20 protein-coding genes are annotated in these 23,310 nt (G+C 73.3%); 5 read left to right on the top strand and 15 right to left on the bottom strand.

All coding sequences use genetic code 11. The features are described from left to right. Positions 1–272: 272 nt before the first annotated feature. From ACFV6D_RS16435 to ACFV6D_RS16425, 3 genes are all read left to right on the top strand, one after another. Positions 273–992, top strand: coding sequence for a response regulator transcription factor (locus ACFV6D_RS16435; RefSeq protein WP_063346183.1), 720 nt, complete (start codon positions 273–275; stop codon positions 990–992). Between the two features lie 79 nt (positions 993–1,071). Further along, positions 1,072–1,452, top strand: a complete 381-nt coding sequence (locus ACFV6D_RS16430) for a pyridoxamine 5'-phosphate oxidase family protein (RefSeq protein WP_063346182.1) — start codon at positions 1,072–1,074, stop codon at positions 1,450–1,452. Between the two features lie 224 nt (positions 1,453–1,676). Beyond that, the gene (locus ACFV6D_RS16425; protein WP_208869037.1) at positions 1,677–2,129 is read left to right on the top strand and encodes a GNAT family N-acetyltransferase; all 453 of its coding nucleotides are present in this window, start codon (positions 1,677–1,679) and stop codon (positions 2,127–2,129) included. A 4-nt stretch (positions 2,130–2,133) separates the two neighbouring features. On the opposite strand, the gene ACFV6D_RS16420 is transcribed toward ACFV6D_RS16425, so the two are convergent. From ACFV6D_RS16420 to ACFV6D_RS16405, 4 genes are all read right to left on the bottom strand, one after another. After that, entirely contained in the window at positions 2,134–2,685 is a 552-nt protein-coding gene (locus ACFV6D_RS16420; RefSeq protein WP_380560250.1) for a transposase, read from the bottom strand. Positions 2,686–2,774: 89 nt separating this feature from the next. Further along, positions 2,775–4,289 (bottom strand): group II intron reverse transcriptase/maturase, encoded by a 1,515-nt coding sequence (gene ltrA, locus ACFV6D_RS16415; RefSeq protein WP_380560248.1) that lies wholly within the window; start codon positions 4,287–4,289, stop codon positions 2,775–2,777. Positions 4,290–4,818: 529 nt separating this feature from the next. Then, the gene (locus ACFV6D_RS16410; protein ID WP_380560260.1) at positions 4,819–5,424 is read right to left on the bottom strand and encodes an IS630 family transposase; all 606 of its coding nucleotides are present in this window, start codon (positions 5,422–5,424) and stop codon (positions 4,819–4,821) included. Positions 5,425–5,556: 132 nt separating this feature from the next. Next, positions 5,557–6,828, bottom strand: coding sequence for a hypothetical protein (locus ACFV6D_RS16405; protein WP_380560246.1), 1,272 nt, complete (start codon positions 6,826–6,828; stop codon positions 5,557–5,559). 157 nt (positions 6,829–6,985) lie between these two features. Between ACFV6D_RS16405 and paaI the strand changes: the two genes are divergently transcribed. Next, positions 6,986–7,396 carry a hydroxyphenylacetyl-CoA thioesterase PaaI gene (gene paaI / locus ACFV6D_RS16400; RefSeq protein ID WP_371515760.1) on the top strand — a complete coding sequence of 137 codons (411 nt, stop codon included), beginning with the start codon at positions 6,986–6,988 and terminating at the stop codon, positions 7,394–7,396. Positions 7,397–7,444: 48 nt separating this feature from the next. Here paaI and ACFV6D_RS16395 read toward each other — a convergent pair whose 3' ends face one another. The 11 genes from ACFV6D_RS16395 to ACFV6D_RS16345 all read right to left on the bottom strand — a co-directional run bounded on the left by ACFV6D_RS16395 (position 7,445) and on the right by ACFV6D_RS16345 (position 21,924). Continuing rightward, positions 7,445–8,704: a phenylacetate--CoA ligase family protein gene (locus tag ACFV6D_RS16395; protein ID WP_363373367.1), complete on the bottom strand. Its 1,260-nt coding sequence runs from the start codon at positions 8,702–8,704 to the stop codon at positions 7,445–7,447. 18 nt (positions 8,705–8,722) lie between these two features. Then, positions 8,723–9,706: an SDR family NAD(P)-dependent oxidoreductase gene (locus tag ACFV6D_RS16390; protein ID WP_380560244.1), complete on the bottom strand. Its 984-nt coding sequence runs from the start codon at positions 9,704–9,706 to the stop codon at positions 8,723–8,725. Next, positions 9,703–11,037 carry an MFS transporter gene (locus ACFV6D_RS16385; protein ID WP_380560242.1) on the bottom strand — a complete coding sequence of 445 codons (1,335 nt, stop codon included), beginning with the start codon at positions 11,035–11,037 and terminating at the stop codon, positions 9,703–9,705. Before ACFV6D_RS16385 ends, ACFV6D_RS16390 begins: the two co-directional genes overlap by 4 nt. Continuing rightward, positions 11,034–12,263, bottom strand: coding sequence for a phenylacetate--CoA ligase family protein (locus tag ACFV6D_RS16380; protein ID WP_380560241.1), 1,230 nt, complete (start codon positions 12,261–12,263; stop codon positions 11,034–11,036). The genes ACFV6D_RS16385 and ACFV6D_RS16380 overlap by 4 nt, the downstream gene beginning before the upstream one ends. Further along, complete coding sequence (locus ACFV6D_RS16375; RefSeq protein WP_380560239.1) at positions 12,260–13,417, bottom strand: RimK family alpha-L-glutamate ligase; 1,158 nt, start codon at positions 13,415–13,417, stop codon at positions 12,260–12,262. The genes ACFV6D_RS16380 and ACFV6D_RS16375 overlap by 4 nt, the downstream gene beginning before the upstream one ends. Continuing rightward, the gene (locus tag ACFV6D_RS16370) at positions 13,414–14,802 is read right to left on the bottom strand and encodes a KamA family radical SAM protein (protein ID WP_380423994.1); all 1,389 of its coding nucleotides are present in this window, start codon (positions 14,800–14,802) and stop codon (positions 13,414–13,416) included. The genes ACFV6D_RS16375 and ACFV6D_RS16370 overlap by 4 nt, the downstream gene beginning before the upstream one ends. 6 nt (positions 14,803–14,808) lie before the next feature. Next, positions 14,809–16,623 carry a class I adenylate-forming enzyme family protein gene (locus ACFV6D_RS16365; RefSeq protein WP_380560237.1) on the bottom strand — a complete coding sequence of 605 codons (1,815 nt, stop codon included), beginning with the start codon at positions 16,621–16,623 and terminating at the stop codon, positions 14,809–14,811. 104 nt (positions 16,624–16,727) lie between these two features. Then, complete coding sequence (locus ACFV6D_RS16360; protein ID WP_380560235.1) at positions 16,728–18,176, bottom strand: flavin monoamine oxidase family protein; 1,449 nt, start codon at positions 18,174–18,176, stop codon at positions 16,728–16,730. Beyond that, positions 18,173–18,415 (bottom strand): phosphopantetheine-binding protein, encoded by a 243-nt coding sequence (locus ACFV6D_RS16355; RefSeq protein ID WP_063346173.1) that lies wholly within the window; start codon positions 18,413–18,415, stop codon positions 18,173–18,175. Before ACFV6D_RS16355 ends, ACFV6D_RS16360 begins: the two co-directional genes overlap by 4 nt. Beyond that, positions 18,405–20,003 (bottom strand): amino acid adenylation domain-containing protein, encoded by a 1,599-nt coding sequence (locus ACFV6D_RS16350; RefSeq protein ID WP_380560233.1) that lies wholly within the window; start codon positions 20,001–20,003, stop codon positions 18,405–18,407. Before ACFV6D_RS16350 ends, ACFV6D_RS16355 begins: the two co-directional genes overlap by 11 nt. 223 nt (positions 20,004–20,226) lie before the next feature. Further along, positions 20,227–21,924 (bottom strand): GAF domain-containing protein, encoded by a 1,698-nt coding sequence (locus ACFV6D_RS16345; protein ID WP_380560258.1) that lies wholly within the window; start codon positions 21,922–21,924, stop codon positions 20,227–20,229. Positions 21,925–22,263: 339 nt separating this feature from the next. On the opposite strand from ACFV6D_RS16345, the gene ACFV6D_RS16340 reads away from it, so the two are divergent. After that, positions 22,264–23,130 (top strand): universal stress protein, encoded by an 867-nt coding sequence (locus ACFV6D_RS16340; protein ID WP_363373346.1) that lies wholly within the window; start codon positions 22,264–22,266, stop codon positions 23,128–23,130. Positions 23,131–23,310: the final 180 nt, after the last annotated feature.

Raw genomic sequence — 23,310 nt, 5'->3', positions numbered from 1 at the left:
GGGGGGGGGGGTCGGGGGGGGGGGGGGGGGGGGGCCTCGGGGGGGGGGGGGGGCGCGCGGCGGGGGGGGGCGGGCCGCCCCCCCCCCCCGGGCGCCGCCCCCCCCCCCCGCGGCCACGGGCCCTACGGGCGGCGCGGCTCCTGCGGGGGCCGCGCCGCCCGCGCGCTCGCCCGAATGGGGTCGTTGGGCCCTGGGCCCTGCGGCGGCCGGTGGGCGATGATGCCCTGGGCCCTGCCGGGAGTGTGCGGGGGTGACGAAGGTGGAGCCGCGTGATGGCGACCAAGACGGCGGGCGCCGGGGCACCGGCGCCGGTGCGGGTGTTCCTGCTGGACGACCACGAGGTGGTGCGCCGCGGGGTGCACGACCTGCTGGACGGCGAGCCCGATCTGGAGGTGGTCGGCGAGGCCGCCACCGCCGAGCAGGCGCTCGTCCGGGTGCCCGCGCTGCGGCCCGACGTCGCGGTGCTGGACGTCCGGTTGGGCGACGGCGACGGGGTGTCGGTCTGCCGCGAACTGCGCTCCCGGATGCCCGGCCTGGCCTGCCTGATGCTGACCTCCTTCGACGACGAGGAGGCGCTGCTGGACGCCGTCATGGCGGGCGCCGCCGGGTACGTGCTCAAGCAGATCAGCGGCACCGACCTGGTGGCCGCCGTGCGGACCGTCGCCTCCGGCCGCTCGATGCTGGACCCGGGCGCCGCCACCCGGCTGCTCAACCGCCTGCGCAGCGACGCCGAGCCCGCGCAGCCCGTCACCACCGGGCCCGCGCTGACCGTGCGCGAGCAGGAGGTGCTGGCGCTGATCGGGGAGGGCCTGACCAACCGGCAGATCGGCGAACGGCTCTACCTCGCCGAGAAGACGGTGAAGAACCACGTCTCGCGGCTGCTCGCCAAGCTGGGCGTGGAGCGGCGGGTGCAGGCCGCGCTGATCTCCACCGAGCTGCGCCAGGCGGCCGCCGCCGCGCAGCCGGGGCACCTGCGCTCCCTCCGGGGCTGACGCGACGTCCGGGCCCGGGACCCCCGGCGGGACCATCGGCCCTCGCGGCGCCGCCACCGCCGGGGCGAGCATCGAGGGCATGAACGGTGATCACGACCTGCTCGAACTGGACCGGGAGCGGGCGCTGGAACTGCTGGCCAGGGCCGCGGTCGGCCGGGTGGTCTACACCATCCGCGCTCTCCCGGCGGTGCTGCCGGTGTCCTTCCGGCTCGACCTGTCGGACGGCGGCGGAGTGCTGCTCTCGGCCCCGGCCGGCTCCGAACTCGCGCGGGCCGTGGACGACGCCGTGATCGCCTTCGAGGCCGACGAGGTGGACGGCGTGGACGGCTCCGGCTGGTACGTCACCGTCCTCGGCCGCGCCCAGGTCGGCCCCGCCGTCGGCCGCGCCCCCGGCGCCGTCCGGATCCGCATCCGCCCCGAACTCGTCGTCGGCCGGCGGCTGCCCCCGCGCACAAACTAGTGGCGCGTCTCGATTGGTCGACCGGGTAATTGATCTCTGCGGGGCGCCAACCTGGAGACCGGCATGCGTTGTGCATCCGGCAAGATCAATAGAGGATGCATGCTGGACGGCAGATGGAGGGAACCGCCTTGCTTGCCGCCCGGGTGGGGAAGTCGCAGGCAGCGCAGTCCTGAGTCCCTGGCCGTGCCGGCGCGAGGCGGCTGACTGGAGTTGGAGAGTCCGGCGTGGTGATTGCGGAGGAAACAGAGTTCGACCCGGAGGAGATGTTCGGGCTCTACGTCTCGGTCGGGTGGGAGGGGTACACCTGCGACGTCGACAAGCTCTGTCGCGGTCTGGCCAACTCGCACCTGGTCATCACTGCCCGCGATGAGTCAGGCGTGCTCCTTGGCCTAGCCAGGACGGTCTCCGACGATGAAAGCATCTGCTACGTCCAGGACCTGCTGGTCAACCCGAGGTTCCACCGGCAGGGGATCGGCCGGGCGTTGCTTGAACACCTGATGGAGCGGTACGCGCACTGTCGCTTCTTCCTGTTGTCCACCGACCATGAGTCGACACCGGAGGGGAAGAGGAACCACGCTTTCTATCGGCAGATGGGCTTCCTCTCCTACGAGGAGAAGCAGATGACGGGCTTCGGCCTGCCGAGGATCCGGGCGCCCCGAGGCCAAACCGAGACGTGACGCGCTACGCGGCCCTGGCTGGATACTCGGTCCAACTGCGGATCGGCGAGCCCAGGGCGAAGCTGGACTTGGGCTCGGCGCATGCGTTGTGCCAGCGGATGTAGACGTTGATGGCGGCGTTCTGCTCGGCGTGGCTGCGGTGGTCGGTGCCGTTGAGCGCGAAGTAACGAAGTGCCGCGAACTCGGACTCGATCCAGTTCAGCCACGAGCCGTAGGTGGGCAGGAAGACCAGCTCGACCTCGTTGTCCGCTGCCCAGGCCCGCACGTTCGGGTGCTTGTGCGGGGAGAAGTTGTCCAGCACGACGTAAGGCTTCTCCCCGGGCCAGCGGGAGCGCAGGGCCTTGAGCAGGCCGAGGAACTCACGCCATCGCTTTCGCTTACGGATCCGGTAGTAGATCTTGCCGGTGGTCAGGTCGAGGGCGGCGAGCATGTGCATCACGCCGTCGTAGCGGTTGTAGGTGGCCTGCAGCCGGCGCGGCGAACGCGTGGGGCGCCAGGCCTTGCCCTTGCGCGGCTGAAGGTTGAGCGGTTGGGTCGGGGACGAGACGCCGTGCACCCTTGCAGGTGTCGGTCTTCCCGTCCCCGCCCGCCGAACCGGACGTGCCCGTTGGCCGGGCATCCGGCTCTCCACGTGATCCGAGAGGGTCAGGTGAGGTGTTCGCTGACCCGGCCGACGAAGGCCATGTCGTCGTGGTCGGTCCGACGGAATCGCGCTCCATCGGGGTCGACCTCGTCGATGTTCCATGGTGTGCTGATCTGCGCTCCGCGGTAACGGTAGCGTTCGACCCGCATCTTCGCCGGGTTGTAGAGGACCATGCGGTCCTCGGCGATGCGGTCCGTCCCGTAGTAACGTCGCCGCAACTGCTTCCAGGTCAGGTGAGGGTGCTTACGGCGAATCCACCGAAGCATTCTCCACCACGCGTACCAGCCGAGGTAGGAGAACGTCTTCTTGGATGCGCCGTAGCGGAAGTAGCCTGCCCAGCCCCGCAGGACCGGATTGACCTTCCGCAGCACCTCCGCCAACGAGAGCGAGGTCGTTCCCTGCCCCGTCAGCCTCTTGATCTTGTGCATCACCGATGCCAGCGCCTGCTTTGCCGGAATCGTCAGCACGACTCGACGTCCGTCGCCCCGGATCTTGCTCTGGATGTGAAAGCCCAGGAAGACGAAGCCGTCGTCGATATGGGTGATGTGTGTCTTCTCGACCGAGAGGGTCATCTTCAGCTTGTTGGCCAGCAGCTCGCCGATCTGCGACTTCAGCGCTTCCGCGTCTGACCTGGTGCCGTGCACGAGCACGACGAAGTCGTCGGCGTAACGCACCAGTCGAAAGTTCGGCAGTCCCTTCTTGCGCCGGTACTGCCTGCGCCAGCGCGGACTCATCTCCTCGTTCCAGAGCCGGGCGAAGTACCGGTCCAGGACGGAGAGATAGATGTTGGCCAACAGCGGTGAGGCGACCCCGCCTTGCGGAGTTCCGTTCAGACTGTCCGCAAAGCCACCGTGCAGTTCGACGACTCCGGCCCGCAGGAACGCACGGACTAGACGCAGGACCTTCCGGTCCTTGATGCGCTCTCCCACCAAGTCCATCAGAACGTGATGGTCGACGTTGTCGAAGCATGCGGTGATATCCCCTTCCACCACCCACTCGTAGGAGAGGCTGGTGAGATGGTGGATCTCGGCGATGGCATCCTGGGCCCGACGGCCGGGCCGATACCCGTAGCTGGATGGGTAGAAATCGACCTCGAAAATCGGCTCCAGAACCAGCTTGAGGGCCATCTGCGCGACCCGGTCGCGCAGGGTAGGGATCCCCAGGTAGCGGACCTTGCCGCCCTTCTTGGGGATCACCGCCTGCTTGACCGGCAGCGCGGTGAAGGATCCGTCCTTGAGCGAGGAACGCAGTTCCTCCAGGAACGGAATCACCCCGTAGTCCTCGACGTGATGACGCGTCACCGCGTCCACGCCCGCCGTTCTGGCACCCTGGTTACCCGACACCCGCTCCCAGGCCACCAGCAAGGTGGACCGGTCGCAGATCAGGTTGAACACGTCGCCGAACCGGCGTTCCGGCTCGGCCCTTGCCCATCGGTGCAGCTTGAGCTGATGTTCGAGTACCCGTCGCTCGGCCGCGAAAATGCTCGGCCACGATATCGACGGCGCGTCGCTATTCAACAACGCTCCTCCCCGGCAGCAGCACCACTGCTATCACGCTGTCGCCCTTCCCCATGCGGCCGGCTTTCCCGACCTCGAAGTACTACGGCGACTCCGCCACGATCCGGCGCCATCAGTGAGCGTCGCACCTGCCCGCCGCCCGGCTGGCTGCCGGACGGGGAGGGCGACACCGGATCGCTTCCCACGTTCACTGAGGATCTCTACGACGGCTTCGGCGCCCAGCTCTACCCCGGCGGCATCACCACGGACCGCACATCGCAGTCTTGGTCCGGGCCTCCGACCACTCAGAAGTGCGTTCGGAGAGGAGAGGCCATCGGACAGAGCACTCTCCAGTACCGCAAAGCGACCCATCCACCAGATTCGGCAGGCCGCTGACGACTCACGGGGCTTCAACCACTGGTTCAGTTTCCTTACACCCATTCCGTCTTCGCTTGCGGGCACGGACCGCCTGGTGGTCTCGGTCCGCCCCTACGTTGTCGAGGCTGCTTCCGGCCTCACCCCCGACCTGGGGATCAGCCTGCCTCCAGCTTCAACCGGTCACTGCGATGACCAGCGGTGGGCTCCTCCTCCCACTCGATTCCTCAGCGCCTCGTGGCGCACGGCCGAACTCGTCCACGCAGACCACCCGCCCGTCGGCGGGCGGCGCGTCGTAGAGCTCCAGGACCCGGTGCATCTTGGCGATGAAGGCCGGGTCCGTGGATGCCCTCCATGTGGTCGTCGTCTGCCAGGAGACTTTGCCCTCGCGCAGGATCCGGCGCAGGGTCTCGCGGCTGAGGACGGTGATGACCCTGCGCGCGATCAGGTGCTCGGCGAGCTTGGTCAGGCTCCAGGTGGAGAACGCGGCGATACCCCAGTCCGCGGGGGACGTCCGGGCGATCAGGCAGATGCGCTCGCGCACCTGTTCACCGATCGTCTTCGGGCGTCCCCCGCTCCATTTTGGGTCCAGTGCGTCGAACCCCCGCTCGTCAAAGGCGTGGATGACATCGCGCACGTAGTCCTCACCGACCCGCAGCAGCGAGGTGATGTCCCGCACGGACTGCCCCTGCGTGGACATCAGCACCACGATCGCCCGCCGCAGCCTCACCGGATCCTTCGACGTCCGGCCGATCCGCTGCAGCCGCCGGCCCTCCTCCATGCTCACCAGCCGGACGAACACTCCCGGACGACGCCCCACGACCACCTCCAAGATCAGAACTCGGAGACAGCCTGACGGACTACCAGCAGCCGATCAATTTCCCGGTCGACCAATCGAGCCGAGCCACTGGTGCTAGTGCGGATCGCCCTCGATGCGGCCCGCCAAGGCGCGGACGGTGGGCGGGAGTTGGCGCAGGCGCACGGCGAGGAGCGGGACGGCCAGGGCGAGGTAGACCCAGCTCAGCGCGACCCGGGCGGACTCGCCGGGGAGGGCGAACTGGACGGCGAACAAGGCGAACAGCAGCCCGGCCTTCCAGGGCAGGAACCGCAGGTCGAGCAGGAGCACCACGGCCAGGACGGTCTGCGCGGCGGTCAGCAGCACCTCGTCCACCTGGCGCTCGACCAGCGGGAGGGAGGCTGCGCCGCCGCCGGCCAGGTAGGCGAACGGAAGGCAGCCGATCAGCAGGGTCCACTGGTTGACCTTGCTGGAGAGCAGCGCACCGAGGCCGTCGTCCCCGCGCAGCCGCCAGGCGAAGACGACCGCGACGATCAACTCGGGCGCCTCGGAGGCGAGCGGGGCCAGCCACTGCACCAGCAGGAAGCGGTCGATGCCGAGCGAGGCGCCGGCGTCGACCAGCGAGGTGGCGAACGGCTCGGCGCAGGCGAAGATCACCCCGGCCGCGACCGCGAAGACCAGGACGGTGGTCGCCCGGCGGCGCTGCCGCGGAAGGGCGGCCAACCGGGCCGGGACGCCGATGAGTTCCTCCTCGTCGTCCTCGCCGCAGCGGCTGACCCGGAAGAGGTAGTAGCCGTACCAGGCGATCAGGACGACCGCGAGCACCCAGGAGATCTGCCGGGTCAGCGGCATCACGAAGGCCACCAGGGCGGCGGCGCCGAGGAAGCCTGTGTCGATCCGCCGGTGCTCCCGCAGGGTGATCCCGGGGGTGGCGCCGCGGCGCCGGGCGGCGAAGTAGGAGGCGAGGGCGACCAGCGGCCAGCCGACGCCGACCAGCAGCCGGTTGGCGCCGGTCATGTTGGCGGCCGCGTAGGCGGCGTACTCGGGCCGGGTGCCGGCCGCGTACGCGAAGTAGAGGTCGACGGCGTACTCGGGCAGGACGGCGATGAACGCCAGCAGGGCCAGGGCGAGCGGGCCGGAGATGTCGGCCCGGGCGGTCTCCGCCGCCCACATCAGCAGGAGCGCCGCCGCCAGGACCCCGAGGCCGAAGACCGCCATGCCCGGCACGGGCGCCAGGTGCACCCCGGCCAGCCGCAGCACCACGGAGGGCAGCGCGCCGGTCACGGCGGCCCCGATCCGCAGGGCCGTCACGGATCCGCTGGGCGGCTGCGCCGACGGGATCTCGGCGGGGCCCGGTGGGGTGGCGGTCGCGGGTGACTTCTGGGCCATCAGCCGTCCTTGCGCTCGGGGAACCTGAGCAGGCTAGGGTCGGCGCGCGGCAGGGTGGGCTGAACGGCGATGCGGCGCGGCCGAGTTCCCCCGGACGGCGGCCGGGCGCCGTGCTCTACGCTGACCCGGACGCCGTCGACGGAGGGAACAGGACGCCATGCTCGACCCCGGGACCGCCGCCCTCTACGCGCGGGACGAGACCTGTCGGCTGCTGGGCATCGCGCTGGACGAGGTGTCCGCCGGTCGCGCGGTGACGCGGATGACGGTGGCCGCGACGATGGTGAACGGCCACGGGACGGCGCACGGCGGCTTCCTGTTCCTGCTCGCCGACGCCGCGTTCGCGTTCGCCTGCAACAGCCACGGCCCGGTGACGGTCGCGCAGGCGGCGCAGGTCGTCTTCCTGGCCCCGGCGGCGGTCGGGGACGAACTGGTGGCGGAGGCGGTGGAGCGGTCGCGGGCCGGGCGCAGCGGGGTCTACGACGTGACGGTCCGGCGGGCGGACGGGAAGGTCATCGCCGAGTTCCGCGGGCAGAGCGTGGTGATCGGGGGCCGGCCGCAGACCGACTGACCGCCCGGCCCTCACCCCCGCTGCCCGGCCCCTGCCATCACCGTCCGGTCAGGACTGCGGACGCTCGTCCAGTACCTGCTGGAGCTTGCCGGTGCGCGGGTTGGTGACCAGTTCGGAGCGCGGCACCCACTCGACCGCGAGGTCGTGGATGCTGCCCAGTGCGACCTCGTCGGGGTAGAGCGGCCGGGCCGTGTACACGGCCTCGACGAGCCGGTCGGCGAGTTCGGGGCCCGGCCGCTGCCCGGTGTAGCCGAGGCGCAGGATCAGGCCGTCGCGCCCGGCCCAGCGGCGCTGCACGAGCTGCATGCCGGTGATGTGGCGCTCCGGGTCGGCGGCGAGCAGGACGGCCCGGATCTCCTCGGTGGGCATGGCGACGGTTCCGACCCGGGCGCCTTCGGTGGAGCGGCCGAGCAGGCGGAAGCGGCGGCAGCGGGCGTCGGTCCACTCGGCGCGGTCGCCGGTCGGGTAGCGCAGGATCGGCATCAGGGTGCGGAACAGGTTGGTGACGACGACCCGGCCGGGAGTGCTGGGCGTGGTGATCGTCTTGCCGGTGACGTCGTCGACGAGCTCCACCACCGTGCGGTGCGCGAAGGCCTCGTGCACCCGGACGTCGTCGCCGGGGACGGGCGAGCCGACCAGCCCGGCGTCGTTGGAGGCGTAGCCGACGGAGGCGACGGCGGCGTGGGGGAAGGCCCGGGCGAGGATCGGCCGCAGGTCGGCGAAGAGCAGATCGCCGCCGAACAGCAGCAGTTCGACCCCGTCGGCCGTCTCCCCGCGCTGGACCAGGCACTCGGCGACGGCGCTGAGCTTCATCGGCTCGCCGGCCAGCACGTGGACGCCGAAGCCGGTGATGAGGTCGGCGATGTACGGGTCGGGGGCGGCGCCGCCGACGCCCAGGCGGACGTTGTCCACGGGTGCGTGGTGCAGGGCGCCCTCGATGTAGAGGAAGCCGCCGTAGAGTTCGCCGGCCGTGAACAGGTTGGCGACCCGGTGCCCGGGCCGCAGGCCGGCCCGGACGAGTCCGGCGCCGAAGGCGGTGACCGAGTCGGCGTGCTCGGTGCGGGTCCAGGGCGAGAACTTGGGGACGCCGGTGGTGCCGCCGGTCTTGTAGATGCCGGCGTCGCTGAGCGGGCCGGTCAGGACGCGGTTGTCGGGCCAGGTGTTGGCGGCCCAGAAGGCGGCCTGGTCGATTACGGGGAGCTGGTCGAGGCGCTCGGCGGCGGGGGGTAGGTCGCGGTACAGCTCGGCGTAGAACGGCGAGTTGGCGCGGGCGAAGGCGATCAGCTCGGCCAGGGGCTTGGCGGGCATGGTGGTCGGGTCCCTTGTTCAGGAGGAGGGTGCTGCGGGGGGTGCTTCGGCGGGTGTTTCGACTCGTGCTTCAGCTCGTGTTTCGAGGCGTGCTTCGCGGCGTGCGTCGGGCTGCCCGAGCCAGGTCCGGGCGAGGGACTGGACGGTGGAGCCGTCCGGGTCGGCGAGTTTGGCGGCCAGGTAGTCGGCGGCCCACTGGTTGGCGGGCACCCGGAAGGGCGGCCGGTCGGCGAGCAGGGTCCGTACGACGACCTCGGCGACCTCCCGGGCGGGCTGGCCGGCCGACTCCCAGCCCTGGCCGCCGACCCAGTCCAGGTAGCCGGCGAAGGTGGGCGCGTACGGGCCGGAGGCGGCCTGGATGGTGCCGCGGTCGATGTCCGGGAAGACCCCGAACCGGGTGTCCGGGACGTAGCCGGGCACGACCACCGAGACCTGGACGCCGTGCGCCGCCGCGACCGGGGCGAGCGCCTCCAGGAACCCCTCGACGGCGAACTTGGCGGCGCAGTAGGCCTCGTTGAACGGCTGGCCGACCACGCCGTGCACGCTGCCGACGGCGACCAGGCGGCCTGCGGCGGCCCGCAGCAGCGGCAGCGCGGCCCGGCTGACGGCGGCCACCCCGAAGAAGTTGACCTCCAGGTTGGCCCGCAGCGCCGCGTCGGTGGACATCTCCAGGGTCGGGTCGGAGTTGGAGACGCCCGCGTTGTTGACCACGGCGTCCAGCCGCCCGTACGTCCGGGCCACGCCGTCCAGGCAGGCGGCGACCGAGCCGGGGTCGGTGACGTCGAGGCGGCGGACGTCCACGGTGACGCCGGCGGCCTCGGCGGCCTGCCGGAGCTCCCCGGCGCGGCCGGGTTCGCGCAGGGTGGCCACCGTGCGGTACCCGGCCCGGGCCGCTGCGACGGCGGTGGCCAGGCCGATGCCGGAGGACGTCCCGGTGATCAGCAGGACCTTGCTGTCGGCGTTCACATTGCTCACGGCGTTCCCGGCGTTCGCGTCGCTCACGACGCGCTCTCCGCGAGTTCCCCGGGGGCGGCGGCCTCGCGTCCGGCGGCGTCCAGCAGCGGCTGGAGGCCGAGGGCAGGGAGGAAGGAGCAGGCGGCCAGCAGGGTGCCGCCCGCCATCACCGCCCGGGCCGCGTCCAGGATGCCCAGCGGGCCGGTGAGCAGGGTGACGGCCAGGCCGCCGACCAGCGCGGCGAGCGGGATCACGCCCCAGGTGACGGTCCGGAAGGCGGCGTGCATGACGCCCTGGTTGCGGGCGGTCATCCGGGCCTGCCGGGTGGGCGCGCTGCACACGTTGATGCAGGACATGAAGAATCCGTAGCAGCCCATGGTCACCGCGATCACCGGCCCGGGCGGCAGTGCGGGCGCGGCGAGCAGGCCGAGGCCGGCCAGGCAGTGCAGCAGCAGCGACCAGGCCATCGTCCGCCCCAGGCCGAACCGCCGGCTGAGCCGCGGGGCGACGAGGGCACCGACCAGCGCGCCGAGCGCGGCCACCGACATGGCCGCGCCGAAGGCGCCGACCGTCACGCCCAGGCCCCGGTAGGCGAGGACGGGCAGGACGGTGACGAAGACCGGCCCGCCGCAGTTCAGCGTGACGGCTGCCAGCACCACCCGGCGCAGCACCGGGTCCGCCCAGTTGAGCCGGAAGCCGAGGGTCAGCCGCTCCCGGATCGAGCCGTCCTCGACCGTCCGCTCGCCCCACGGGCTCATGTACCGGAAGCAGACGGCCGAGACCAGGTAGCTGGCCGCGTCGACCAGCAGGGCGGCCACCCCGAGCGCGCTGTACAGGGCGGCGGCGATGGAGGGGCCGGCGACCTCGGCGACCGAGCCGCTGCCCTCCAGCCGGGAGTACGCGCGGACCATGCCGTCCTCGGGCACCACGGCGGGGACGGCGACCAGGTAGCCGACGTTGAAGAAGATCGTCGCGCCGCTGATCACCGCCACGCAGCCGAACAGCAGCGGGGTGGACAGCACATCGAGCCAGTACGCGAGCGGGATCGCCGCCACCGCCGCCAGCCGGACGAGGTCGCAGCCGAGCATGGTGCGGCGCTTGTCCCAGCGGTCGACCAGCACTCCGGCGACCGGCCCGAGCAGCGGGATGCCGAGGTACTGGGCCATCGCCACCACGCCGACCTGGAGGGCGGAGGCGTGCAGGACGAAGATCATCAGGGTCGGGACGACGAACACGGTGACCTTGTCGCCGACCAGGCTGACGGTCTGCCCGGCCCAGAACAGGTCGAAGCCCCGGCCCAGCGGCGCCGGCCGGACGGGCGCCGCCCCGCCTCCCGCCGGGTCGGACGTCACCCCGCCTCCCGCCGGGTCGGACGTCACGCGCCCTCCCGCAGGACCAGCCCGGCGGTCTTGCCGGTGCGGCCGTTGCTGATCAGCTCCTCGACCGGCCGCACCCGGAAGGACTCCGGGTCGTGCTGGAAGGCGGTGCTGAGCGTGAAGGTGGCGGTGAACAGCTCCTTGCGCAGCCGCTCGGCGTCGGGCGCGGCGCCCGCCCCGCCGGTGAGCAGCAGCACCTCCACCCCGGTGGCCCGGCCGCGCTGTTCGGTCAGCACCACCTGGGCCCGGGCCACGCCCGGTTCGCGCTCGGCCCGGGCGATCAGCTCGGCCACGTCCAGCCCGAGGCCGCGGACCTGGACGACGCTGTCGCGCCGGCCCAGCACCCGCATCGCCGGGCCCGGCCTCCCGCACGGGCAGTCGGTCAACTCGCCCGCGTCGCCGGTGCGGTAGCGCAGCACAGGATTGAGCATCTCGGGGTTGAGGGTGGTGAAGTCGAGCAGGCCGTCGGCGTCGGCGTGGACCAGCTGGTCGGGCAGCGGATGGAAGGTGTCGGCCGGGCAGTCGGGGGTGTTGGTGGCCACCACCCAGGTCTCGGTGCTGCCGAACATGCCCCAGCGCTGCGCCTCGGGCGCCACCACGGCCAGGTCTTCGGCGAGTTGGGGCTGCCAGGCCTCGCCGAGCCACAACACCTTGCGCAGGGAGGGGAGTCGGATGCCGGCGGCGCGGGCGTGCGCGAACCAGAGCCGCAGCACGCTGGGCGTCCCGCCGATGGCCGTCACCCGGCGCGCGGCCAGGAAGGCCAGCCAGTCGCCGTACTCCTCGGCGGCGACCGAGCCGAGCGCGATGATCCGGCAGCCGGAGAGGTCGGCGAGCGCGGCGGCGAGGAAGTGCGCGCCCCACATCCGGCCGGCGCCCCAGGCGTTGACGAAGACGTCCGTCCGGTCGAGCGGCTGCCAGTGGGCGTGCACGCCGGCCATGTAGAAGCCGGTGGGGGCGTAGCCGACCTGGGGGGCGCCGGTGCTGCCGCCGCTCTGGAACAGCCAGGTGGCGGCCTGGTCGGCGGCGGGCTCCAGGTGGGCGAGGGCGGTGTTGAGGTCGTCCTTGGCCAGGGGCGGGAGTGTGGCGAGCCGGTCGAGGGTGTGGATGTTGACGTGGCTGGCGTAGCGCGGGGCCAGGGCGGGGACGCTGCGCAGCCGCTCCAGGGTGCGCCGGGCCACGTGCAGGCGAGGCTCGGCGGCTTCGGGGGGCAGGGAGAAGGAGGCGGTCATCGGGAGTCCGTCCGGGGGTCGAGGGCTTGGGTGTGGGCGGGGCTGTGGGCGGGGCTGGGGGCGGGGCTTCGGGCGGGGTCGAGCGTGAGCGGGCGGGCGCCGTCCGCGAGCCACTTGGCGTGGCCGTCGCGGTAGGCGGCGAAGCGGGCACGGGTGACGTCCCGTTGGAGGGTGCGGTCCGGGTCGGTGAGGTCGGGGGCGATCACGCCGTCCGGTTCCAGTTCGGAGAACCAGTACCGCTCGCCGTCGTACAGGAAGTCGACGCAGAAGAACGGGATCGGCAGCCGCTCGGCGAACCAGGCGGTGGCGGCGGCGAGTTCGGGCGGCACCGGGGGGAACTCCATGGCGCCGCCCCGGCTGGCGTTGGCGACCGGGGAGCCGGGCTCCGGGGTCCGCTTCATCACCGCGTACGGCTCGCCGTCGACGACGTACACCCGGTAGTCGATCGTGCCGTCGCCCAGGTAGGGCTGGACCACCAGCGTGGTGTCGCCGCCCTGGGCGAGGCTGGCCAGGCCCCGGACGTCCTCGGGGCCGCGGGCCAGGTTGATCCCGCCGCCGCCGCACCAGCCGGAGGGTTTGACGATCGCGGGGTAGGTCATGTTCCGCAGGCCCACCTCGTAGCCGTGCTTGCTGATGTCCCGGCCGGTGCCGATCCGCACCGTCGGGATGGTCGGCACCGGGGAGCCGCCCAGGAACAGCAGGGTGGCCAGCTTGTCGTTGCCGATCAGCGAGACCTGCGGCGGGAAGGGCAGGTAGAACCCGGCCTGTTCGAGCACCGCGTACAGCGCGTACTGGTTGAAGACGTCCATCGACTGGTACGGCAGCGAGTAGAGCGCGGTGATGAACAGGGTGTCCTCGGGGGTGACCGGCTCGTCGTCCACGTAGACCCGGGGGCGGCCGGGCCCGGTGGCGTCCACCGTGACGGCCTCCGGGGCGTGCCTGGTCCAGCGCAGGCCGAGGTCGGCGGCGCTCTCGGCGTAGAGGTCCCAGAAGAAGCCGTGCCACATCGCGGCCATCCGGGAGGACTCCCGGTCGGGGAAGATCCAGCACAGGCGGCGCAGTTCGCCGTCCCGGGGAGGGCCGGGGCTCGGTGCGGGGCTTGGGTCGGGGCTCGGGGCAGGGCTCGGGCCGGGGCTCGGGTCGGGGGTGCTCATCGCGCTCCTCGTGCGGTGGACGGCCCGGACCACCAGCGGCGGCCGGTCTCCGGGAGGGTGTCCACCGGGTCGTAGTAGGGGTGGCGCCGGTCGAGCGGGGCGTCCTGGCCGCCGTCGCCGCTCTCCAGGCCGGTGCGGTAGTTCTTGGTCCAGTACGAGATGCCGAGCTCGCGGTCGTAGGCCACCGCCTGGTGCACCCAGCGCTTGCCGACGTGCGGGACGTCGCAGACCAGGCGGGGGGTCGCGTAGCCGGGCAGGTAGCCCATGATCGCCTCCTGGAGGCGCTGCGCCTGGTGCAGCGGCGTCCGCCAGTGCTCGGCGCCCGGGATCACGTCGCAGAGGTAGAAGTAGTACGGCAGGATGTTCGCCTCGCCCTGGAGGGCGAAGCAGAGGTCGAGCAGGTCCTCGGGGGTGTCGTTGACGCCCCGCATCAGCACGCCCTGGTTGCGGACGTCCCGCACACCCGCGTCCAGCAGGGCCCGGGCCGCCTCGGCGACCAGCGGGGTGACCGAGCGCACGTGGTTGGCGTGGGTGTGCACGGCCAGGTTGACCGCGCGGCGGGCGGCCAGTTCGGCGACCCGGGCCAGGCCGTCCAGCAGCTGTGGTTGCAGCCAGTGCTGGGGCAGGCCGACCACGGCCTTGCTGGCCAGCCGGATGTCCCGGACGGTGCCGAGGTCCAGCAGCCGCAGCAGGAAGGACTCCAGCCGGGGCCAGGGGACGTTGGCGAGGTCGCCGCCGGACAGCACCACGTCGCGCACGGCGGGGGTGCGCTTGAGGTAGTCGAGCATCTGCTCCTGCCGGTCGGCCGGGCGCAGCAGCAGCCGGGTCTTGGCCACCTGGGGTGTCGAGGTGCCGACCAGGTCCATCCGGGTGCACTGGCCGCAGTACTGCGGGCAGGTGGCGGTCAACTCAGCCAGCACCTTGGTGGGATAACGGTGCGTCAGACCTTCGACGGCCCACATGTCCGCCTCGTGCAGCGAGTCCCGTTCGGCCCGGGGGTGGCTGGGCCAGTGCGGGTGCCGGTCGGTGCGCACCGGCAGCATGTAGCGGCGCACCGGGTCGGCCAGGAACGCCTCGGTGAAGGCCCGCGGGTCGGCCGGGGCGTCCGGGGCCATGGTGTTCAGCAGCTGCGGCGGCAGCAGCATCGGCATGGTGGCGAACCCGGCCTGGTCGGCGGCGAGTTCGCTATAGAAGTGGTCGGAGAGCCGGTCGCCGACGACGGCCCGCAGCTGCCGGGCGGTCTTCACCGAGTGGGCCCGCTGCCACTGGGCGTCGCGCCACTGCGCCTCGGTGACGTGGCGCCAGCCCGGCAGCCGCCGCCAGTCCGGCTCGACCAGCGCCGTCCGCGCGTACGTGTACGGCTGGCGGATCACGGGGTGGTCCATGGCCGGCTACTGGCCGGCGGAGGGGGCGGTGGAGGGGCCGGCCTGGGTACCGGTTCGGGGCTCGGTTCGCGGGTCGGCTTGGGTGCCGGTTTGGGGCTCGGTTCGCGGGTCGGCTTGGGGGTCGGTGAAGAGGCCGGCGAAGCGGGTGCGCAGCTCGCGCTTGAGTACCTTGCCGGTCGGCCCGAGCGGGAAGTCCTGCGGCGTGCGGGCGATCCGGACGGCGGCGAGCGCGGCCAGCCCGGCCGTGGCCAGCGCCTTGTTCGCCGCGTCCTGCACCTCCTCGGCGGCGGCCCCTCCGGCCCCGGCCTGCAACCGGACGACGGCGACCGGGCGTTGGCCCTCACCGGGCGCCCCGGGCACGCCGACCACCGAGCAGTCCTGCACCAGGTCGGCGCAGTCGGCGAGCAGCACCTCCTCGATCGGCAGGCTGTAGACCGGGCCGTCGGCGGTGTCGATGACGTCCACCGTGCGGTCGAGGTGGTAGAACCGGCCGTCGGGCGAGCGGCGGGCGACGTCGCCGGTGAGCCAGTAGCCGGCCAGCTCGAAGCTCTCGGTCAGCCGCCGGTCGTGCCAGTAGCCCGGGGTCCGGGAGGGGCTGACCACGCCGAGCAACCCGACCGTGCCGTCCGGGAGTTCGGTGCCGTCCTGGTCGAGCACGGCGGCCTTCAGGACCACCTCCAGCGGCCTGCCGACGCAGCGGTCGTCGCGGGTGCTCTCCGGGGTGGTCACCTGGCCGAAGAGCGCCATGCCCATCTCGGAGGAGCCCAGGCCGTCGACGAACTGCGAACCGGGCAGCGCGGGTTGGTCGGCGAGGTCCTGCGGCAGCAGCCAGGGGCGGATCAGCCCGGCCGGCCGCTCGCCGAGCGTCACCAGGCGGCGGATGTGCCCGTGGTGCGCGCTGTCGCCGGTGTTGAACCAGGAGTGCACCCGGGCCGCGCCGCGGACCGGGAGTTCGCCGGTGGCCAGCTCGACGAAGGTCCGGGGGAAGGAGGCGACCATGGTCGGCTGGAAGGCCTCCATCACCGGCTCGACGACGGCGCGCCGCCAGTCGGACATCACCACGGTGGGCAGGCCGAGCAGGGTCGCGGTGAGGAAGTAGCTGAGCCCGCCGGCGTGGGTGTGCGGCATCAGCGACATCAGCCGGTCGTACGGCTCGGCGGGGAAGCGCTCCATGCGCGGCTGCTTGCCGTCCCAGAACTGGCGGTGCGCCAGCATCGTGGACTTGGGGGTGCCGGTGGTGCCGGAGGAGTGGATCAGCGCCACCACGTCGTCCGGGGCGTGCCGGTACGGGTGGTCGGCGGGCAGCTCGACGGCGTCGGCGTCGAAGGCCTGCACCTCGGCGGCCAGGGCGAGGAAGCGCGGGCGGCGGCCCGGGTCCTCGCGGTAGGCGGCGGCCAGCCGGGTGGGGTCGTCGGCGACCACGCCGACCACGCCGACGTGGTCCAGGTAGCGGACCAGCACGTCGTGCCGCATCGCGTCGTTGACCAGCGCGGGGACGGCACCCAGCGAGGTCAGCGCGAGGAAGTGCAGCAGCGGCTCCAGGCCCTCGCCGACCACGACGCCCACCGGCTCGCCGGGGCGCACCCCGTTGGCGTGGTACCAGGCGGCGTAGCGGTCGCGCAGCGCGGCCAGGTCGAGCAGGCTGTGGCCGCGCAGCACGACCTCGCCGCGGTGGTCGGTGCGGTGGGTGAAGACGGAGGGGACGGCGCGGTGCGGGTTGGCCGCGAGGGCGTGGTCGAGGAAGTTGCCCGCGCCCAGGGCGGGTTCGGTCATCAGCCGCTGTCTGACGGCGAGGGGCGCGATGGAACTGCGGTCGCTCATGGGGGTCTCCCGAGGAGGGTGCCGGGCGCGGGTTCTCGTGGAACCGGCTCCGGGGAGGGGGAAAGGCGGGGGGAAGGCGGGTGTGCGGGCGTCGGGCGCTGGTTTCAGGCGCGGGCGAGGATGTCGGCGACGACCCGGTGGCCGGAGCGGATCGCGCCCTCCATCAGCCCGAAGTACGCGGTGCTGGTCTCGGTGCCGGCCCAGTGCACCCGGTGGTGCGGCGCGGTCAGCGCCGGGCCGAGCCGCGGCCAGTCGCCGGGCCCCAGCAGGGCGGCGTAACAGCCCTGGCTGTACGGGTCGTTGAGCCAGTCGGTGACGTGGCAGGCGGTCGGCTCGGGGAGCATAGGGAAGAGCTGCGCGGCCTGCCCGACGGCCGCCGCGCGTTGCTGCCGCGGGGTGAGGGCGGCGAAGCGGTGCGCCTCGGCGCCGGTGACGAAGCCGGTCAGGACGCCGATGCCGGCCTCGGCGGGGGAGTCGTCCACGGTGGAGAGCAGCGGCCCCCGGGCGTTGACCGACCAGCCGGACAGGCCGTGGTCGCGCCACAGCGGCGCCGGGTAGACCAGGTGGACCTTGACCGCGCAGCCGCGCGCGGTGCGCTCACCGGCCCGGCGCACCGGCAGGCCGGGCCGGTAGTCGATCGCGTCGGCGAGCAGCGGCGGCAGTGCCATGACGGCGACGTCCGCGCGGTGTTCGCCGCGGTCGGTGTGCACGGTGACGGCGTCGGCGTCCTGGTGGACGGCCCGGACCGGCTCGCCCAGCCGTACCCGGCGGCCCAGGCGCTCGGCCAGCCGCTCGCACACCTGGTGGGCGCCGCCGGCGATCCGGTCCTGCTGGGCGCCGCCGGCGAAGGCGTTGAGGTAGCGCAGGCCGCCGCCGGAGCGCAGGTAGAAGGCGAGGTGGAGGACGGAGATGTCGGCCGGGTCGGCGGCCGTCATCTCGCCCAGGAACAGCGGGAAGAACAGCCGGGCGTCGGGGTGGGTGAGGTGCTGCTCGGCCCACTCGGCGGCGGTCAGGGCGTCCAGGCGTTCGGCGTCCGGGGTGAGCCAGGGCGCCTCCGGCCGTACGGCGGCGGTGAGTTCGGACAGCCGGTCGAACAGGTCGCCGAGCGCGACGCCGTCGAGCGGCGGGAACCGGCCGTCGCGGGTCGCGGCGTCGGGGCCGGGGCCGGGGCCGGGTTCGGCGTCGCTGCCGGTGCCGGTGCCGCCGCCGAGCGCGAACCGGCTGGCGCCGGACATCGTGGTGGGGGTGGTCTTGAGCCCCAACTCGTCCATCATGGCGAGGAGTTCGGTGTGCCGGTCGCCCAGGTAGGCGGCGCCGGCGTCGACCAGGACGCCGGGGGCGGCCTCGATGCCGTGGGTGCGTCCGCCGACCCGGTCCCGGGCCTCCAGGACGGTCACGTCGAAGCCGTGCGCCGCCAGCCCGGTGGCGGCGGTGAGCCCGGCCAGTCCGGCGCCGACCACGACGGCGGTGCCTGCGGGCTGCTGGTCGTTGAACTGCCGGCCGTTGAACGGGTGGTCGTTGAACGGGTCGTCGTCGGACGGGTGGTCGTTCATCTCGCGGCCGTGATTCTGCGCGCGAGCGCGGTGGGGGTGGGCGCGAGCAGGAACTCGTCGAAGGTGAGCTCGACGGCGTAGCCGCGCGCGACGGCGCTCAGCACCCGGGTGGCGATCAGCGAGTCGCCGCCGAGGTCGAAGAAGTCGGAGTCGGGCGCCACGTCGTCGCGTTCCAGCACGCGCCGGAAGACGGCCACCAGGTCCTGCGGGGTGGCGGGGGTGGTGAGGTCAGTGCTCAACGGAGGTCTCCTTCGACCTGTCGTGGGCGCCGTAGCGCAGGTGGCAGCCGGCCCGGTCGACCTTGCCGCTGGGGGTGTGCACGAGCCGGGGGACGACGGTGATCCGCCCGGGCACGAGGTGGCCGGGCACCCGGGCCCGCAGGTAGGACAGCAACTCGCCGGCCAGGTCCGGCGGGGAGGTGTGCCGGCGTGCCACGACGTATGCGAGCAGCGTGGTGCGGCCGGCCAGGGTGGCACCGGTGACGGCGGCCGCGGTCACCTCGGGGTGGCCGGTGAGGTGCGCCTCGACCTCCGCCGGGTCCACCCGGACGCCGCGCACCTTCAATTCGCCGTCCAGGCGGCCCTGGTGGGTGAGCAGGCCGTCCGGGCCGCGGCTCACCCGGTCGCCGGTGCGGAAGTACCGCTCGCCGTCGACGGTGGTGAACCGGGCCGCCGTCGCCTCGGGCAGGCCGGGGTAGCCGAGCGCGAGGCCCGGCCCGCCGATCAGCAACTCGCCCTGCTCGCCGAGGCGTTCGATGACGTGCGGCAGGGCGTGGCCGATCGGTGCGGGGCGGATCGGTGCGGGGCCGATCGGTGCGCGGGCGGCCGGTGCGCGGTGGGCGCCGGGCCCGACCGGTTCGCGGGCGAGCGGTCCGGACAGGTCGACGGCGTGGGTGATCTGGGTGGTCTCGGTGCAGCCGTAGGTGTTCAGCAGCCGGATCCGCCCGGTGTCCAGCCGGGCCCAGTCGTCCAGCCGGGCCGGCTGGACGGCCTCCCCGCCGATCACCAGGAGCCGGACGCAGGGCGGCAGTTCGGCCCGGTCGTCGACCAGGTGGTGGACGAGTTCGTGCCAGAAGGCGGTCGGCAGGTCCAGGACGGTGATCCGCTCGCGCTCGACCATCCGCAGGAAGCGCGGGAACGATCCGCAGTGCGCGTCGGGGTCGAGGACGAGGGTGGCGCCCGCGGTGAGTGCCGGGAGGATCTCCTCGAAGCAGGTGTCCCAGTTGAGCGAGGCGAACTGGAGCACCCGGTCCTGGGGGGTGAGGTGGAAGAGGTCGCGCAGTGCGTGGGCCGTGGCCGCGACGGCCCGGCGGGGAGTGGCGACGGGTTTCGGCTGCCCGGTCGAACCCGACGTGAAGAGAATGTAGGCCGGATGTTCCGGGCCGCTTGCGGCGCGGTCCGCCGGAAGGGTTCCGGGCGGTTCTCCGGGGAATTCCGAGAGGGCGGGTAACTCCACTAATCGAGTGCCGAGTTGGTGGTCCGCGACGGCTTCGCCGAGTATCGCCGTGCGGCAGTTCGCGGCCGTCGCCATGGCGTGTCGACGGGCCTCCGGGAATGCCGGATCGATCGGGCAGTACGTACCTCCGGCGGTCAGCACGCCGAGAAGTGCGACCACCGTTTCGGCCGTGTGGACGGCCGGCACGCAGACCGTGCCGGGGTCCGGTCCCAGGCGCCTGGCCAGGGTGTTCGCCAGCTCTGCGAGCCGGCCGTAGTCGAGGGTGCGCCCCCGCTGGACGATCGCGGGGTGCCGGGGATTGCGGCGTGCCATTTTTGTGAACGCGTGGATCAGGTCGGGAGCGACCTGGAGGGTGTCCTGATTAATTGACATGGCCGCCCCAAATGATGCTGTCGAATGCTCATCCGTGCTCGGCGAACGGCGACTCTACCGTCGAACATGCGTGGCGACAATGGATGTTGAGAGCGTTCTTCGAGGGGGGCGTGCTCGACGTGTGAACCCGCCCGAGGGCGTTCGGTCGTTCGAGTAGGGACGGCGCACGCAAGGGCGCGGAGCGGCGTGGGCGAAGGCCCGGCGACATCCCGGTGACGGCACGTCAGGAGCCGAGCGGGGCCTCCCAGGAGAGCCGGGTGCCGCCGCCCTCGGCGGGCTCGACCGTGAAGGTGCCGCCCACCCGCTCGGCCCGCTCGGCGAGGTTGCGCAGCCCGCTGCGCCGGCCGCCCTCGGGTACGCCCACCCCGTCGTCGGCCACCACCAGGGCCACCCGCCCGGCGAGCGCCCGCAGCGTCACCTCCACCCGGCCCGCCCGCGCGTGCCGGGCGGCGTTGCTGAGCGCCTCGCCGAGGACGGCCACCGCGTGGTCGGCCAGTTCCTGCGGCACGTCGGTGTCCAGCAGGCCCTCCATGCTCAGCCGGGGCGCGAATCCGAGCGTCCCCTGCGCCTCGGCGACGACGCGGGTGGCGCGGGCGCGCAGGCCCCGGTCGGGCTCGCTGTGGGCGCGCAGCCCGAAGATCGTCGACCGGATGATCTTGATGGTCTCGTCCAGGTCCGCCACCGCGCGGGCGACCCGGTCGGCGGCGGCCGGGCTGTCGATCAGCCGGCCCGCGCTCTGCAACGTCATCCCGGTCGCGAACAGCCGCTGGATCGCCAGGTCGTGCAGGTCCCGGGCGATCCGGTCACGGTCCTCCAGCAGCGTCAGGTGCTCGGCGTCGCGCCGCCGCTCGGCCAGCTCCAGGGCCAGCGCCGCCTGGTCCGCGAAGCCCAGCAGCGGCCCGGTCTCGTCCGGCCCGAAGGCCGGCTGCCCGGCCGCGCGGGCCAGCAGCAGCACGCCCCGCCCGTACCCCGCCCCGGTGCCCAGCGGCACCGCGACCGCCGGACCCAGTCCGTCGAAGCGCCCCGCCGGACCCGCCGGGTAGCGGGCGTCGCAGGCCAGGTCGTCGCTGGTCACCGGCGAACCGGAGGCGTACGCGGCGCCCGACAGCGTGCCGTCCACCGGCACCGTCACCCCCAGCCGCGCGGCCGGCGCCCCACCCAGCGCGACCTCCACCGTCAGCTCCTCCGCCCGCTCCTCCGGACCGTCCAGCGCCACCGAGACGTCGGCCAGCTCGGCGCCGGCGATCTCCCCGGCCCGGCGGGCGATCAGCTCCACCACCTCCAGCCGGGGCGCGCCCGACAGCAGGCTGCGGCTGATCTCCGCGCTGGCCCGCAGCCAGCGCTGGCGCAGCTGCGCCTCCTCGTACAACCGGGCGTTGTCGATCGCCACCCCGGCCGCGACCGCCAGGGTGGAGATCACCGCCTCGTCGTCGGTGTCGAAGTCCAGCCCGCCGCGCTTGTCGGTGAGGTACAGGTTCCCGAACACCTCGCCGTGCACCCGCACCGGCACCCCGAGGAAGGTGTGCATCGGCGGATGGTTCGGCGGGAAGCCCGCCGAGGCCGGGTGCTCGGACAGCACCGGGCAGCGCAGCGGCTGCGGGTCGCGGATCAACTCGCCGAGGATGCCCCGGCCGGACGGCGGCGGGCCGATCTCGGCGATCTCCTCCTCGGACATCCCCACCGTCAGGAACTGCGACAGCGAGTGCCCGTCCGGGCCGATCACCCCGAGCGCGGCGTAACGGGCGTCCACCAGGTCGGCGGCGGCCTCGACGATCCGGTGCAGCGCCTGGGCGAGGTCCAGCTCCCGGCCGACCGCGAGCACCGCCTCCAACAGGCTGTGCACCCGGTTCTGGGTGCCGCGCGCCGCGTCGATCCGCCACTGGAGCTCCTCCAGCAGCTCGTCCAGGCGCAGCCGGGGCATCCGCGCGCCGCCACCCGCCGCGCTGCCGTCCGCTCCGCCCACCGCTGTCCTCCTCGTACTCGCCCTGGCCCGTCCTCCACCCGCCGCCGGAGGGCGCCAGGTGCCGCCCGATCAGGGCGATTGCCGGATTCACGGTAGTGCCCGGGTGTCGGCACCCCGCACGCCGGGGTGCGCCGTACGCTCCCACGGGCGGGCCTTTCGTCCCGTCGCGGAGGGGCCTGCGGCCTCTGTCGCGAGGCCCTGGCGGACCGCCAGGGTGGGGGAGGAGCGGACGGGCCGTCAGTGCACACACCGTCCCCGCGCCGCCCCGCCAAGCGCCGACACAGTGGAGGAACCCTCATGACGCCATCCGTCCTCGCCGGGGTCGACGGCTCGCCGGAGAGCACCACCGCCGCCCTCTGGGCCGCCGACGAGGCGGTGCTCCGGGGCACCCCGCTGCGCCTGGTGCACGCCTGGCCGTGGCTGACCGACGGCGTGGCCACCTTCGCCGAGCCCGACGACCTGCCGGCCGCCGCGCAGCGGGTCCTGTCCTCGGCCGCCGACGCGATCCGCGAGCGCCACCCCGACCTGGCGGTGCACACCGACGCCGTCCTGGACGCGCCGGTGGACGGCCTGGTCGCCGCGGCCGCGGACGCCGCCCTCCTGGTGCTCGGCTCGCGCGGCCTCGGCGGCTTCACCGGGCTGCTGCTCGGCTCGGTCGGCATGGCCGCGGCCGCCCGCAGCACGGTGCCGGTGGTCGTGGTGCGCGAGCCGGGCGCGCCCGACGGCGCCGGCGACGGCGTGCCCGAGGTACTGGTCGGCGTCGACGCGCACGCCCCGGAGGAGGAGGTGCTCGCCTTCGCCTTCCAGGAGGCCGCCCTGCGCGGCGCCCGGGTGCGGGCCGTGCACGGCTGGGACCTCCCGCCGGTCTTCGGCTACGCCGGCGGAGCCGTGCCGCCCACCGAGATCGCCCAACTGGAGGCGCTGGAGGCCAAACTGCTCTCCCTCGCCCTGGCCGGCCAGCGCGAGCGGCACCCGGACACCGCGGTGATCGAGGACGTCCGGCTCGGCGCTGCCCGCGGCCTGGTCGAAGCCTCCGCCGGCGCCGCCCTCCTGGTCGTCGGCCGCCGCCACCGCTCCCTCGACTTCGGCCCCCGCCTCGGCCGCGTCGCCCACGCCGCCCTCCACCACGCCCAGTCCCCAGTCGCCGTCATCCCCCACCCCTGACCAACGCCCCGGCAGCGCCCGCCCGGAAAGCGGGCCAAGGCAACCCCCCACGAGTCCGAACCTCGCACCCTCCGCCGACCGATGGCCCGGACCGCACAGCGGTCCCGGGCCAACCGTGGGGCCCGCAAAACAACAGTTGAATAAACAAAACAAAACCCTGCCCAAACAAAACAAATGTAT

The sequence above is a fragment of the Kitasatospora sp. NPDC059812 genome, assembly GCF_042732075.1.
In the GTDB taxonomy this organism is placed as follows: Bacteria; Actinomycetota; Actinomycetes; order Streptomycetales; family Streptomycetaceae; genus Kitasatospora.
This window is presented reverse-complemented; position numbering and strand designations above follow the sequence as displayed.